Annotated in this window: 13 protein-coding genes; 5 read left to right on the plus strand and 8 right to left on the minus strand. The window is 66.1% G+C overall.

What is annotated here, in order from left to right; translation table 11 throughout:
* Window positions 1-19: 19 nt before the first annotated feature.
* A complete protein-coding gene (locus ACSE4D_RS11130) occupies window positions 20-673 on the plus strand; it encodes a winged helix-turn-helix transcriptional regulator (RefSeq protein WP_135540024.1) in 654 nt (217 codons plus the stop codon).
* A 135-nt stretch (window positions 674-808) separates the two neighbouring features.
* Here ACSE4D_RS11130 and pstB read toward each other — a convergent pair whose 3' ends face one another.
* From pstB to pstS, 4 genes are all read right to left on the minus strand, one after another.
* Window positions 809-1,588: a phosphate ABC transporter ATP-binding protein PstB gene (pstB, locus tag ACSE4D_RS11135; protein WP_135540026.1), complete on the minus strand. Its 780-nt coding sequence runs from the start codon at window positions 1,586-1,588 to the stop codon at window positions 809-811.
* 132 nt (window positions 1,589-1,720) lie between these two features.
* A complete protein-coding gene (gene pstA / locus ACSE4D_RS11140) occupies window positions 1,721-2,857 on the minus strand; it encodes a phosphate ABC transporter permease PstA (RefSeq protein WP_135540028.1) in 1,137 nt (378 codons plus the stop codon).
* Window positions 2,858-2,862: 5 nt separating this feature from the next.
* Window positions 2,863-3,753, minus strand: coding sequence for a phosphate ABC transporter permease subunit PstC (gene pstC / locus ACSE4D_RS11145; RefSeq protein WP_240689831.1), 891 nt, complete (start codon window positions 3,751-3,753; stop codon window positions 2,863-2,865).
* 247 nt (window positions 3,754-4,000) lie between these two features.
* On the minus strand, window positions 4,001-5,101 hold the full coding sequence (pstS, locus tag ACSE4D_RS11150; protein ID WP_436327133.1) for a phosphate ABC transporter substrate-binding protein PstS: 1,101 nt from the start codon (window positions 5,099-5,101) through the stop codon (window positions 4,001-4,003).
* A gap of 289 nt (window positions 5,102-5,390) precedes the next feature.
* Between pstS and ACSE4D_RS11155 the strand changes: the two genes are divergently transcribed.
* Window positions 5,391-6,200: a class I SAM-dependent methyltransferase gene (locus ACSE4D_RS11155; protein ID WP_436325947.1), complete on the plus strand. Its 810-nt coding sequence runs from the start codon at window positions 5,391-5,393 to the stop codon at window positions 6,198-6,200.
* Between the two features lie 120 nt (window positions 6,201-6,320).
* Here the strand turns inward: ACSE4D_RS11155 and ACSE4D_RS11160 are convergent, their stop codons facing one another.
* Genes ACSE4D_RS11160 through ACSE4D_RS11175 form a run of 4 tightly spaced genes read right to left on the minus strand, consistent with a single transcriptional unit; the run spans window position 6,321 to window position 11,287 of the window.
* A complete protein-coding gene (locus ACSE4D_RS11160) occupies window positions 6,321-7,295 on the minus strand; it encodes an NUDIX hydrolase (protein WP_436325948.1) in 975 nt (324 codons plus the stop codon).
* Complete coding sequence (locus tag ACSE4D_RS11165) at window positions 7,292-9,436, minus strand: RNA degradosome polyphosphate kinase (RefSeq protein ID WP_436325949.1); 2,145 nt, start codon at window positions 9,434-9,436, stop codon at window positions 7,292-7,294. The genes ACSE4D_RS11160 and ACSE4D_RS11165 overlap by 4 nt, the downstream gene beginning before the upstream one ends.
* A gap of 4 nt (window positions 9,437-9,440) precedes the next feature.
* Entirely contained in the window at window positions 9,441-10,412 is a 972-nt protein-coding gene (mshD, locus tag ACSE4D_RS11170; RefSeq protein WP_436325950.1) for a mycothiol synthase, read from the minus strand.
* Complete coding sequence (locus ACSE4D_RS11175) at window positions 10,409-11,287, minus strand: winged helix-turn-helix domain-containing protein (protein WP_436325951.1); 879 nt, start codon at window positions 11,285-11,287, stop codon at window positions 10,409-10,411. The genes mshD and ACSE4D_RS11175 overlap by 4 nt, the downstream gene beginning before the upstream one ends.
* A 235-nt stretch (window positions 11,288-11,522) precedes the next feature.
* On the opposite strand from ACSE4D_RS11175, the gene ACSE4D_RS11180 reads away from it, so the two are divergent.
* The 3 genes from ACSE4D_RS11180 to ygfZ all read left to right on the plus strand — a co-directional run bounded on the left by ACSE4D_RS11180 (window position 11,523) and on the right by ygfZ (window position 14,281).
* Entirely contained in the window at window positions 11,523-12,326 is an 804-nt protein-coding gene (locus ACSE4D_RS11180) for an ammonia permease (protein ID WP_436325952.1), read from the plus strand.
* A gap of 142 nt (window positions 12,327-12,468) precedes the next feature.
* The gene (locus ACSE4D_RS11185) at window positions 12,469-13,068 is read left to right on the plus strand and encodes an FABP family protein (protein WP_436325953.1); all 600 of its coding nucleotides are present in this window, start codon (window positions 12,469-12,471) and stop codon (window positions 13,066-13,068) included.
* A gap of 1 nt (window position 13,069) precedes the next feature.
* A complete protein-coding gene (gene ygfZ, locus ACSE4D_RS11190) occupies window positions 13,070-14,281 on the plus strand; it encodes a CAF17-like 4Fe-4S cluster assembly/insertion protein YgfZ (protein ID WP_436325954.1) in 1,212 nt (403 codons plus the stop codon).
* Window positions 14,282-14,318: the final 37 nt, after the last annotated feature.

Below are 14,318 nucleotides of genomic sequence, written 5' to 3' on the forward strand. Positions count from 1 at the left end.
GTTGGCTAGACTGTCAATCATGAAGTCGTATGGGCAGTTCTGCGGTTTGGCCAGGGCGGCAGAGGCTCTGGGCGAGAGGTGGTCGCTGATCATTCTGCGCGATCTTCTCGTGGGCGCGAAGCGCTTCAATGAATTGCGGCAGGGCATTCCCGGCATCCCATCGAACCTGCTGACCACACGACTGCGTGAACTCGAAGCTGCCGAGATCGTCGAGCGCAGCATTGATGGGCGCAACGTCGTCTATCGTCTCAGCGAGTACGGTTCGGACCTCGGGCCGGTGCTGATCGAACTCGGCCGCTGGGGCGCTCGACGTCTGGCCGCTCCGCGCGAGGACGAAGTTCCCACCGACAGCTCGCTGGCTGCGGCTCTGCTGTCATCTCGCACCGAGGCGGCAGTGCGGCCATTCACCGTCGAAGTCACTGCGGGGCCGGCAGAGGCCCATGCGGTCGTGCATGAGTTCGGGGTCGATGTCGCCGAAGGTGCTGATCCGCACGCGCAGCTCTTCATCGGTGGGCCGGGGTTGCGGGGTGTGCTTGCCGATGGTGAAGCGGAGGCAGCCGTGGCGGCTGGAGCGGTGACAGCAGACGGCGACGCATCCCTGCTGCCCGAGTTCGTCCGTGCCTTCCGAGCACCACTCGACGAGGGCGTCAGCAGCCCATCGACCGCAGAGTGAGCTCGTTCAAGGGATTCTCTGGTCGATCCGCGGTGTTTCAGAGCGGCTGAACGCCGTGGAACGACCAGACAATGACGTGCGTCGGCGGACCCGACCGGAAAACTCAGGTCCCCGAAGCGACCGGCACGGCTCAGGTCATCCGAAGCGGCCGGAGATGTAGTTCTCGGTCTCTTCCTTGTCCGGGTTGGAGAAGATCGTCGAGGTCTCATTGAACTCGATGAGCTTGCCGGGCTTGCCGGTGCCGGCGATGTTGAAGAACGCGGTCTTGTCGGACACTCGCGCGGCCTGCTGCATGTTGTGGGTGACGATGACGACCGTGTACTTGTCCTTGAGGTCGTTGATGAGGTCCTCGATCGCCAGCGTCGAGATCGGGTCGAGGGCCGAACACGGTTCGTCCATGAGCAGAACCTCGGGCTCGACGGCGATCGCGCGAGCGATGCACAGGCGCTGCTGCTGACCGCCGGAGAGGCCGGAACCGGGCAGGTTGAGACGGTCCTTGACCTCGTTCCACAGGTTCGCGCCGCGCAGGGCACGTTCCGTGAGCTCGTCGGCCGCGGACTTCGACAGGCGCTTGTTGTTCAGCCGCACGCCGGCGAGCACGTTCTCCTTGATGCTCATCGTGGGGAACGGGTTCGCACGCTGGAAGACCATGCCGACCTCACGGCGGACGTTGACCGGATCGACGCCGGCGCCGTAGATGTCGTTGCCGTCCATGAGGACCTCACCGGAGACGCTGGCGCCGGGGATGACTTCGTGCATGCGATTGAGGGTGCGCAGCACGGTGGACTTGCCGCATCCCGAGGGGCCGATGAACGCGGTCACGGAGCGCGGCTTGATCTGCATCTGCACACCGTCGACGGCGCGGAAGTCTCCGTAGAAGATGTCGAGATCCCTGATGTCGATCTGCTTGGACATTGTGTTTCCTATCCGTGGATTGTGATGAGTCTAGAGAATCGTGACCGGCATGCGCCGCTGTGATGATCGCCGAGGCGGCCGCACCGTGACCAGATCACGTCGCACGTCCGCGTCGCGCGTCCGCGCCGCACATCAGCGGCCGGCCTTCGGCGCCAGCACCTTCGCGATGATGCGGGCGAGCAGGTTGAGGACCATGACGAGGAGGACGAGGACGAGGGCGGCGGCCCAGGCCCGTTCGGAGCTGGCCAGCGCGGCCGCACCGGGGGAAACGGGGCGCAGCTGCGAATCGTAGATGAACGTCGGCAGCGTCGACATCCAGCCGGAGAAGAGGTTCCAGTTGAGGGTCTTCGCGAATCCGGCGGTGACCATGATCGGTGCGGTCTCGCCGATGACGCGGGCGATGGCGATGGTGACACCGGAGAGGATTCCCGACACCGAGGTGGGCAGGACGATCTTCATGATCGTCTTCCACTTCGGCACGCCAAGAGCGTACGAGGCTTCACGCAGATCCATCGGCACCAGACGCAGGATCTCCTCGGTGTTGCGCACGACGATGGGGATCATGAGCACCGACAGGGCCACAGCCGCGGTGAAGCCGGTCTTCGCGATTCCCGCCGAGGCCGGCATGAGCACATTCGCGATCGTCGAGAAGAGTGCGAAGGCGAAGAGACCTGCGACGATCGAGGGAATGCCGGTCATCACGTCGACGAGGAAGGTGATGGCCTTGCCCAGGCGGTTCTTGTTCGAGTACTCGACGAGGTAGATGGCGGTGAGGACACCGATCGGGATCGAGATGATGCAGGCGGCGAGTGTGATGAGCACGGTGCCGACGATGGCGTGGTAGAAACCGCCGGCGAGGGTGGCTTCACCGGCGACGTACTGCTGGTCGAGCACACCCTTCATCCCGAGCATCGTGCGAGTGAGCAGGTCGCCGCTGATGGCGGCCCCGCCCTTGGACACGGTCAGCCACAGCAGCGAGATGAGGGGAACGCAGGCGAGGACGAAGGTCGAGGTGACGACGGTGGTCGCCACGCGGTCGACGGCCTTGCGGCGTCCTTCGTAGGCTGCGGATGCCGCGAACACGGCGACCATGTTGATGAGGCCCGCGAGCACGGCGACGACGGGGATGTTGAAGCCGCCGAAGGAGATGAGGCTGATGAGGGTCGCTACGACGATCGAGGCGGCGGCGACGACCCAAGGGGTGGCGTTGGGCAGCTGCTTCGAGGTCAGCTTCTTCGGCTTTGCGATGGCGGTATCTGCGGTGGTCAACGTTCTCAGCTTCCCTTCACCGAGGTACGGGCGACGATGGCGCGGGCTCCCATGTTCACCAGCAGAGTGATGACGAAGAGGACGAGGCCGACCGTGATGAGTTCGGACAGACGCAGACCCGCGGCTTCGGGGAAGTTCTGCGCGATCTCCGAGGCGATGGTCTGGTTGCCGCTGACGACGAGCGAGGCGGTGAGGACGCCGGGGGAGAGGATCATGGCCACGGCCATGGTTTCACCGAGCGCGCGTCCGAGGCCGAGCATCGTCGCCGAGACGATGCCGGACTTGCCGAACGGGAGCACGGCCATGCGGATCATCTCCCAGCGGGTGGCGCCGAGGGCCAGTGCCGCCTCTTCCTGCAGACGCGGGGTCTGGAGGAAGATCTCCCGGGTCAGCGAGGTGATGATCGGCAGAATCATGATCGAGAGCACGAGGGAGGCGGTCAGCAGCGTGCGTCCCGTCTGCGAGACGGACCCGTCCTCGGCCGGAGCGAAGATCGGGATCCACCCGAACCACTTCGACAGCCACAGGTAGAAGCCCGTGAGGTTCCCGGCCAGGGCGATGCCCCATAGGCCGTAGACGACCGAGGGGATCGCGGCGAGCAGGTCGATGACGTAGCCGAGCGTCGGGGCGAGCCTGCGCGGAGCCATATGCGTGGTGAACAGTGCGATGCCCAGGGCGAAGGGAGTCGCCACGATCAGCGCGATCGCCGCGGAGATGAGGGTGCCGATGACCAGCGGCCACACATAGGAGAGGAACCCCTTGCCGCCGGTGATCTGCGCCGGATCGCTGATCTGCGCGGCGATGGTGTCCTTCGACTGTGCGAGCAGGAACAGCGCCACCCCTGCGAGGATGAGCAGGATCAGGATGCCGGCGATGAGTGTGGCGGCGGAGAAGATGCGGTCGCCGGGGCGGACGACGGCCTTCTGCTGCCGAGGAGCGGGACTCGAGCTCTGCGGCTGCGGCCCGGCCTCGGGAGCGGAGCCCGGACCTGTGGGGCCGGACTCGGTGATCGGTGTGCTGGTCGGCACAAGTACTCCTCACGTGACTTGTGGTGGAACCCTGGTCGGTTCACAGGCGCCGAAGAGCGGCGCAGGGACTCTGCGCCGCTCCGGCTGGTTATTTCTCGAGGTCAGAGACCAAATGTCAGCTCGCGACCTTGATCGAGTCGATGACTTTCTCGATCTCCGCACGCAGGTCGTCGGAGATCGGGGCGGACCCTGCCGAATCGGCGGCCGACTTCTGTCCCCCTTCCGAGACGACGAACTTCTCCCAGGCCTTGACCATGTCCACGGTCTCCTGGTCCTCGTAAGAGGAGCAGACGAGGTGGTAGGAGACGAGGACGATCGGGTAGGCACCGGACTCGGTGGTGTCGCGGGCGAGGTCGAAGGCGAGATCGCCTTCGTCGCGTCCCTCGACCTTCTCCGAAGCGTCGACGACCTTGGTCGCGGCTTCGGGGGAGAGCTCGACGAACTCGTCGCCGACCTTGACCTTGGCGGTGTTGAGCTCACCGACGGCGGAGGCATCCGCGTAGCCGATGGCACCGTCGGTGTCCGAAACCGTCTGGATGACGCCGTCGGTGCCCTGAGCGGCCTCGCCGCCGTACTCCTTCGGGAAGTTTCCGTCGACCTCGGCGTCCCACGTCTTATCGGCGGTGGCCTTGAGGTACTCGGCGAAGTTCTCGGTGGTGCCCGAGTCGTCGGCACGGTGGACTGCGGTGATCTTGAGATCAGGCAGCTCCGCGTCCGGGTTGTCGGCCTTGATGGCCTTGTCGTTCCAGTTCGTGATGTCACCCTTGAAGATCTTCGCAATCGTGTCGGGCGAGAGGTTGAGCTCATCGACGCCCTCGACGTTGAAGGTCACGGCGATCGGGGAGATGTAGACGGGGAACTCGAAGGCTCCGTCGGCGCCGCAGGCCTCCTGACCGGCCTTGACCTCGTCATCGTCGAGGTGGGCATCGGAACCGGCGAACTGTGCGTTGCCGGCGAGGAACTGTTCACGGCCGGCACCCGAGCCGTCGGGGGAGTAGTTGACGGTCACACCGGAGTTCTGCGAGGTGAAGTCCGCTGTCCAGGCATCCATAGCTGCCTTCTGCGAGGACGCGCCGATGCCGGTCAGGGTGCCCTGCAGGTCACTGCTGCCGCCCGAAGCCTCCTCGCCGGTGGCGGACTGGCCGCCGCAGGCCGAGAGGGTGATGGCGCCGACCGCGAGGATCGCAGCGGAGGGGGCGAGATGCTTCATCTTCACGAAGATGCCTTTCATGGTTGTGGACACAGCTCGAGAGTTCTCGATTGCTCGTGTTCCACGCTAAAGATCACGCGTGAAGTGCAAGGAGTTGAAACGTGAATGGGAGGTGAACGAGGGGCGAAGGGTTGGAACCGCCTTGAGCGCTTGATCACAGACCGCGCCGTTTTCGTGAAAGGATCATTGTCGGGACCGGCATTCCCTCGCCGAGGCGGCCCGCCGTATGCGTACACGCCCCCTGAGGTTCGTCGATCTCTTGTCCCGGTCCGGCCCCGATCCTACGGTCGAAGCCATGAAGGATGAGAACCGATATGTCCTCGGCGAGTCCGAGAGCGAACATTCACGACTGCGCGACCAGTCGGTCGTCTTCGACCCTCTGACCAAGCAGCTGCACATCGAAGCGGGAATCACTGAGGGCATGAGCGTCCTCGACATCGGCACCGGCGCCGGAGACGTCGCCGTCATCGCCGCCGATCTCGTCGGCCGGGACGGGCATGTGCTCGCCGTCGACCGCAATCCCGAGGCGCTCGAGGGTGCCCGCAGTCGGCTGGGCCATCGGCGAGAGATCGAGTTTGCCGAGGCGGATCTCTGCACCCTCGACCTCGACGAAGACTTCGACGCGATCGTCGGCCGAGCCGTGCTCATGCACCTGCGCAGCCCCGTCGACGTGGTGGAGCGACTCGGCCGGCACCTGCGCCCTGGGGGTCTGCTGGTCATGCACGAACTCGACGTCGCACAGGTGTGGGCGAGTGCGGAGACGCCGCTGCTGGAGCACGTGAGAGAACTGATTCTGCAGACATTCGCATCGATAGGAATCCACAGCAGGATGGGCAGAGACCTGTTCGCGGCGTACCGTTCCGCCGGGCTGCCCGACCCGCACCTGACCTTGAGCGCACCGGTGGGCGGCGGGGCGGAGGCACCGAGCTTCGGCTGGGTGAATGCCCTGGCCGCTCTGTTGCCCTACCTCGAGCAGCAGGGGATTGTGACCGGCGATGAGCTCGGAATCGACTCGCTCACGCAGCGGCTCACCGACGAGTTGGATGCTGCAGACGCCACCCTCCTCGGGCCGCTGATGTACGGCGCCTACTGCACCGTCGGCTGAGGGCAGTCCCTTCGCCGAGGCGGCCCGTCCTCACAAGCGGATCGGCTCACCGTCACGAGCGGATCGGCTCACCCTCACAGGCGAATCCGTTCATCCGCACTAGGGGCTGAGATCCCTCGATCAGCTGTCGATGGGGCGGACGCGTTCGATCGCGACGATGCGCGGCATCGCGCCGGGGCGCACATAGGCGACGAGGACCTCACCGGGCTTGAGATACGGGTCGTCCTTCGGCAGCTTCGCGACCACGCGTTTGGGGGCATGTTCGGCGTAGACGGAGAAGATCGTCGGCAGCACCGGGCGGTGCGTGCAGTAGATGACGGGTTTTCCCTTCTCCAGCAGATTGCGGATGAACCGTGCGGTCTTCTCCGGGTTCGCCGAGGTCGCCTTCTCACTGAGCGTCTGGGCTTTCTTGATCGGCTGTCCCCTGGCCGCTGACAGCGGGGCCAGGGTTGCCATGCACCGCTTCCACGGGCTGGAGATGAGCTTCTTCGTCTTCCAGGCTCCCAGCAGACCGGTCAGGGCCATCGCCTGTCGGGTGCCGAGTTTGAGCAGCGGTCGCACATGTTCGGTCTCGTACCACTTCGACCGCGGGAACGCTTTGCCATGGCGGACGAGGATGAGCGGCCAGGCGCGCAGCGCATCCGTGGAGTCGAACTTCTCCACCGCGTCGAGCTGCTCCCGATCGGCATAGGACGTCAGCTTGGTCCGGGCCTTGTCGACCGGGAACCATGCGGCCCGGTCGACTTCGCGTCTGTTCATCGGAGCGAAGACGGTTTCGCCCTTGACCTCGGCCGACCAGTAGAAGACCTTCTTGAGGTTCTTTCCTCCGACCGTGTATTCGGCCGAGGGCAGCGGAACGCCGAGGTGGATGTCGAGGCCGGTCTCCTCCTTGACCTCGCGTACGGCGGTCTCCGGCAGAGTCTCGCCCGGGTCGACCTTGCCCTTGGGCCAGGACCAGTCGTTGTACTTCGGACGGTGGATGAGCACCACTTCGAGGCCGTCGGGTCCGCGCCGCCAGCAGACGGCGCCGGCGGCGAGCACATCGGCTTTGACCCGGGACGACGCCTGCGCCGAACTGACCGACGAGCGGCTCACGCCTCGTCCCCGATTCGACGCCGCTTCCGGTGTCTGCGGATGAGTTCGGTCTGGTAGTCGATGAGGGTGTTGCCGTCGGCATCGTGAGTGCTCCGGGTCCACTTGCCGTCGTCGGCGAGTTCGAACGCCGAGGTGGTCGGGGCGAACGCGAGGTCGAAGAGTTCGATGACCTCGTCCCGGTGGCTGTCGTCGACGATCTGCACGAGCGTCTCGACCCTCCGGTCGAGGTTGCGATGCATCATGTCCGCCGACCCGATGTAGACGATGGGGTCGCCGTTGTTGCCGAAGACGAAGGTGCGGGAGTGCTCGAGGAACCGGCCGAGCACGGAGCGGACGGTGATGTTCTCACTGAGTCCTTCGATTCCCGGTCGCAGGGCGCAGATGCCGCGGACGAAGACTTCGACGCTCACCCCGGCACGAGACGCCCGGTAGAGGGCGTCGATGATCGCTTCGTCGACGATCGAGTTGACCTTGATGCGCACCTGCCCGGTGCCGCCCGACTCGACATTGGCGATCTCGGCGTCGATGAGTTCGATGAGTCCCGTGCGCACCTGGCTGGGGGCGACGAGGAACCGTGAGTACTCGGACCGCGGCGCATAGCCGGAGAGCTGGTTGAACAGCTTCGTCAGATCATCGGCGACCGCGCGGTCCTTCGTCAGCAGTCCGAAGTCCTCATAGCCGCGGGCGGTCTTCGGGTGGTAGTTGCCGGTGCCGACATGGCAGTAGCGGGCCAGCCCCTCGGCCTCCTGCCGCACCACCAGAGACAGCTTCGCATGCGTCTTGAGTCCGACGATGCCGTAGACGACGTGGACGCCGGCGCGTTCGAGCTTGCGCGCCCACGTGATGTTGGCCTCCTCGTCGAAGCGGGCCTTGATCTCGACGACGGCGAGCACCTGGATGCCGGCCTGGGCGGCATCGACGAGGGCGTCGATGATCGGCGAATCGCCGGAGGTGCGGTAGAGCGTCTGCTTGATCGCGAGCACGTTCTTGTCCGAGGCGGCCTGCTCGAGGAAGGCCTGCACACTGGTGGAGAACGAATCGTAGGGGTGGTGCAGCAGGATGTCGTGGTGGGACACCGCTTCGAACACGTCGACCTGGTCGCTGGATTCGCGCAGGGACAGATCCTTGTTCATCTGCGGGACCATCTTCGGGAAATGCAGGTCATCGCGCGGCACATCGGCGATATCGGACATTCCCGACAGGTCGAGCGGCGTCGGCAGATGGTAGATCTCGGATTCGTGGATGCCCAGTTCGTCCTTGAGCATCTCGAGCACGCGGGGATGGATGTTCTCCGTGATCTCCATCCGCACGGCCGGGCCGAAGCGCCTGCGCAGCAGCTCCTTCTCCAGGGCCTTGAGCAGGTTCTCCGCATCGTCCTCTTCGACTTCGAGGTCTTCGTTGCGGGTGACGCGGAAGGTCGAGTGGTGGACGACCTCCATGCCTTCGAAGAGGGTGCCCAGATGTTCGGCGATGATGCCCTCGAGGGCGACGAACCGGGCCGGGACGTCGCGTCCGGCGGGGCGGTCGGTCGCCGCGGCGACGTTGAAGAATCGGGGCAGACGCGGGGGCACCTTGACGCGGGCGAAGAGCTCCTTGCCCGAGTCCGGGTAGCGCAGGAGCACGCCGAGGTTGAGCGAGAGTCCCGAGATATAGGGGAACGGGTGCGCGGGATCGACGGCGAGGGGGGTGAGGACGGGGAAGACGTGACCGAAGAAGAACGCGTCGACGCGGGTGCGTTCGTCCGCGGTGAGGTCGTCGACCTGGACCTTCGAGATCGACTCCGCGTCGAGACGGGGGCCGATATCGTCCTTGAGCAGCGCGGCGTGCCGGCTCATCAGCTCATACGCGCGGACCCCGATGTCGTGCATGACCTGGGCGGGCATCCGTCCGGTCACACTCGGCACGGCCAGCCCGGTGTTGATGCGGCGTTTGAGACCGGCGACGCGGACCATGAAGAACTCGTCGAGATTCGTTGCGAAGATCGAGAGGAACCGGACCCGCTCGAGCAGCGGGATCTCCGGATCCGAGGCGAGGTCGAGGACTCGTTCGTTGAAGGCCAGCCAGCTGAGTTCCCGATCGAGGAAGCGGTCCGCGGGATCGGGCAGACCCAGCTCCTGGCCGGCTGCTGCGATGTCGTACAACGCTCTACTCCTTCTCGCTCGTCGTCGCTGGGCTCGTGCTCTCGGCACCGATGGGCTGAGATGCCGGTGCATAGGACACGTGCGCGACCGCGACATGGAATCCCAGCCGCTCGTACAAGCCTAGCGCCGGGGCGTTGTCGGATTCGACGTAGAGTTCGATGACCTCGGCGCCGGCGGCGACCATCCGCCGCATCCCCTCGATCGTCAGCGCCTTGCCCACACCCTTGGCGTGGACGGTCGGATCGACACCGACGACATAGACCTCGCCGAGGCGGCCCTGCCCGTCCGTGTCCGTGAGTTTGATCTGGTGGAAGCCGATGACCTCGCCGTCGCGGACGGCGAGCACGACGGTGTCGGGATCGAAGTCGGCCGCGGTGACGATGGTGTCGATATCGGCGCGGGTCTGGGAGCCCTGTTCGGGGTGCCAGTCGAAGGCCGCGTTGTTCACAGCCAGCCAGCCGGCTTCGTCACCGGGGGCGAAGGATCGGAGCTCGACGCCCTCGGGCGCCTGCGTGGCAGGCAGGTCGGCCAGCCTCAGCCCCGCCTCGGTGCGCATCTGATAGAGCACGCGGTCACGGCCGAGCCCATGCTTCTTCGCCAGGTGCGCCGCGGCCGGATGGTCGCCGTGGGACCAGCACCAGGATTCGGGCTCCTCGGCGAGGATCAGGGCCAGCAGCTCTGCGCCGAGGCCCTGCCCGCGGTGGTCGGGGGAGATGAGGAATTCGGCGGCGTGACGGTCGCCCTGCAGGGCGCGGATGCCGAAGCCGATGAGAGTCTGTCCGTCGAAGACGCGCCACACGGACGAGGCGGTCTGCGCCGCGTGGGCGGTGTCCTCTCCGGTGGCGATGGCCATGAGCCCGCCGGAGATCTCGGGCGCTCCGTCGGCGGCGGCCACACGGTCGAGGAAGGACAGCTCCTCCTCGGTGAGGGTGTCGATCGGGGTGTTCGCGGTCGCTCCGCTGGCCTGGATTCTCATGCCTTCACGTCCTCTGGTTCGGTGACGCTGTCGGCGCTGAAACGGTAGCCGACGTTGCGCACGGTGTGGATGGCGTTCTCAAGGTCTTTGCCGAGTTTGGCACGGAGGCGGCGAACATGCACGTCAACGGTGCGGGTGCCGCCGAAGTAGTCCTCACCCCACACGGCCAGGAGGATCTCGTCACGGGTGAAGACGCGTTCGGGATGCATGGCGAAGAACTTCAGCAGCGCGAACTCGCGGTAGGTCAGGTCGAGGCTGCGTCCGCCGAGGTCGGCGGTGAATGAGGTCTCGTCGATGCGCAGGGTGCCGGTGACGACGACCAGCGGTTCGCCGTCGGCGTTCCACGGGTCATCGCCGTGGCGGCGCTGACCGGTGCGGTTCGTGCCGCTGCCCCCGGCGTACCCGGCCGAGCTTCGGCTGCCGGAGAATCCTCGGTTTCCGGACAGTCCTCGGTTCCCGGCCGCGGTCGGGCCGGCCCAGCCCTGCGGACCGGTGGGCGGGGCGGACCGCTGCGCGTCGAGGTGACGGTCACGGGCCACGCGCAGCCGCGCCTCCACCTCGGCGGGGCCGGCGGTGGTGAGGATGAGGTCGGCGACGTTCCATTTCGCCGAGGCGGTCGCCAATCCGCCCTCACCGAGGACGACGATGATCGGGGCAGTGACCTTCCGCGCGGTGAGCACCTCGGCGATGCGCGGGGCCAGGGACAGGTCGAGGCAGGCATCGGCGATGACGACGTCGGCGGTCAGCGATTCGCGGTGCGCGTGCGCGATCTCATCTGCGCCGCGGCGGTCGATGTGATGGCCCAGGTACTGCAGGGATTCGGGCGCGATGGGGGCCTCGAGTCTGTCCGTGGGGCAGATGTGCAGAATCCGCATGTGCTGCATCCACCTCCTCGGCGCCCGTCGTCTGTGCAGATTATAGCGAGACCGGTGCGCCGTTCCCGACGTCGGACCGTCGGGAACAGCGGGTGCTCGACCGTGCGAGTCCGGGGTGGGACGGGGCCGGCGAGGTCGAAAGGAATGAGCGGGACGGCGTCCGCCGAGGCTGAAGGGGACGGGTGGGGCAGGGGCGAAATCGCGTGCGTGCAATGAGATGAGGCACGATAGTGCTGTGATCAGATGGATTCGAGTAGCCGTCGCCCTGGTACTGGTGCTGGCCCTCAGCACCTCCGTGTACTGGGGCTATTCAGTGTTCCTGTTGGCGACCGGACTCATCGTCCTCGGCGTCGCCTACGGGTGGCCGCGCCTGACGGACTCCCCGCAGCCGCGGGCGACCTCGATCATGCTTGCCGTCTTCGGGATGGCGGGGCTGTTCGCAGCATGGCAGGACGAGTCGGCTCCGTATCTCGACTGGCTGCCCGTGCTCGCCGGCCTGGGGCTGCTGTGGACCTTCGTGCAGAACCTCACCCGCGGCATCGGCGCCTCCTACGCGGTGGCGAATGTCTCCGCGCAGGTCTCCGGCCTCGTCATCGTCCTGTCGGCGAGCACCTGGGTCGCTGCGATCACGGTGCCCGGCGACAAGGAAGCCATCATCATCGGCCTCATCGCGCTCATCACGGCGCAGTGCATGACCGCTCTGCCATGGCCGGCGATCTACACCTCGCCGCTGGCCCTGGCCATGTCGACCGCCGTGGCCGGGATCCTGTCCGTGCTCGTGTTCGACGATTCGATCACCTGGCCCACCGCTCTCATCCTCGGCATCATCATGGGTCTGCTCGTGGCCGCTGTCGACCGGATGCTCGGGCTCATCGCGTATGCGAAGTTCCAGGCGGCGAACCTCGAAGCCTCGCAGAACATCGAGGTGAAGAAGAACGTCGAGAAGGCTCGCAGCTTCGCCGTGCAGCTGGCCCTCGGTGCCGCTCCCATCGCGCTCGGCGGAGTCGTCGTCTACGCCCTCGAACGCATCGCACTCTGAGCAAATGTAGACTGGGAGCATGGAAAATCTTCTTGCCCTCGAAATCGTCTTCTCCAGCCTCGTCGGCCTCGCCGCTCTCGGTGCCCTGGGCGTCGGAGTCAAGGTCGTCACCGCGCTGTTCAAAGACAACCGCTGATCCCTCATGATCGAACTTGATGCCTCGGTCCATCCTGAGCTCGTCCCCCTGTCCTGGCTGATCGGGTCCTGGGAAGGCGTCGGTGTCGTCGGCTATGCGGACACGCCTGAGAAGCAGTTCGGCCAACGCATCGACTTCGTCGCCCATGAGGGCACCCCGTTCCTCCAATACACCGCGCATGCATGGCTGCTCGATGAGTCCGGTGAACTCGAATCGACCCTGACCCTGGAGACCGGGATCTGGCAGCTCGTGCGTCAGCACGATGACGGTGACGTCGGACCGGGCATGATGGTGCCCACGGCCGAACAGAGCTTCACCTCTGCCGCCGCGGTCGAAACCCTGCGCACGAACGACGACGCTTTCGAGATCGAAGCCGAGGTCGTCCACCCGCACGGAGTCATGGAACTCTATGCCGGCACCGTCAAAGGTCCGCGCATCGACCTGGCCACCGACGTCGTGGCCAGGACGAAGACCGCGAAGGAGTACTCCGCCTCGACGCGGATGTACGGCCTCGTCGGCGGTGAACTCATGTGGGCCTGGGACATGGCCGCCATGGGCCACGAACTCGCCTCCCATTCCTCTGCCAGATTGAAGAAGCTGTCTTAAGATGACTGATCCTGTGTCGCCGAATGCCGTTCCCTCCGATTCGCCGTCGCCGGAGAACACCGACACCCCCGCCGAGGCGGTGCGCCGGTCCTCGCTCGCCCGTGGGCTGAGCTCGACCGCGGTTCTGGGCGCGGGCGAACTGTCGCAGACCCCCATCCACTACGGAGCGTCCCTGCGTGAGCAGCGGGTGCTCGAGGACAAGGACGGCCTCGTCGACCTCGCCCACCTGCGCGTGCTGCGTCTGAGCGGACCCGACCGGCTGACCTGGCTGAACTCGATCACGACGCAGAAGATCGACGCTCTGGCTCCCGGAGTGTCCACCGAAGCGCTGGTCCTCGACCCCAACGGCCGCATCCAAGGGTGGCTGAAGGTCGTCGACGACGGCGAGGCACTGTGGGCGATCAGCGAACTGGCCACCGATGAGACGCTGGATTTCCTGCGCAAGATGGTCTTCATGATGCGCGTTGAGATCGACGATCTCAGCGACGACTATCAGTGCTTCGGTGCCGTGACAGCGCTTCCTGAGAAGCTGCCGGTGACCCAGCTGTGGTCCGACCCGTGGCCGCACATCGGCCCCGGCTCGGCCTCCTACGCTCAGGTCGACCTCGGCCAGTCCGTCGCCGGCACCGAACACCCGGGGCTCGAGACCCCGTTCGTCATCGGCATCGTCAAACGCTCCGAGCTGCAGGGACTGTCGGTCCGAGACTTCGACATGGCCGGGTTCGACGCCTGGGAAGCGCTGCGGATCGCCGCGTGGCGGCCGGGGAGGAACGAGGTCGACCACAAGGCGCTCGTCGGCGAACTCGACCTGCTGCGCACCGCCGTCCACCTGGCCAAGGGCTGCTACCGCGGCCAGGAGGCCGTGGCCCGTGTGCACAATCTGGGTCAGCCGCCTCGGCGATTGGCCTTCGTCCACCTCGACGGGTCCGGGCACATCGCCCCCGACCCCGGCACCGAGGCGCTCGCGGAGGTCCGCGGATCCGAACGCGGCGTCGGCACCCTGACCTCGGTGACCGTGCATTGGGAGCTCGGACCGATCGGTCTGGCCGTGGTCAAACGCAATCTGTCACCCGAGGCGCAGCTGAGCTTCGAAATGAGTGACGGCGACCGCGTGGTCGGCGCGCAGGAGACGATCGTCGTGCCCGTGCGCGAACACGAACGGGTCCTGCCGGCGCGGAACAAGGACGTCGACGCCCGCAATCAGCACCGCTGATCGCGTCGGTTCGCGACCCTGACCGGTCAGGGTCGCG

It is taken from the genome of Brevibacterium sp. FAM 27836, from assembly GCF_051351055.1.
Classification (GTDB): Bacteria; Actinomycetota; Actinomycetes; order Actinomycetales; family Brevibacteriaceae; genus Brevibacterium.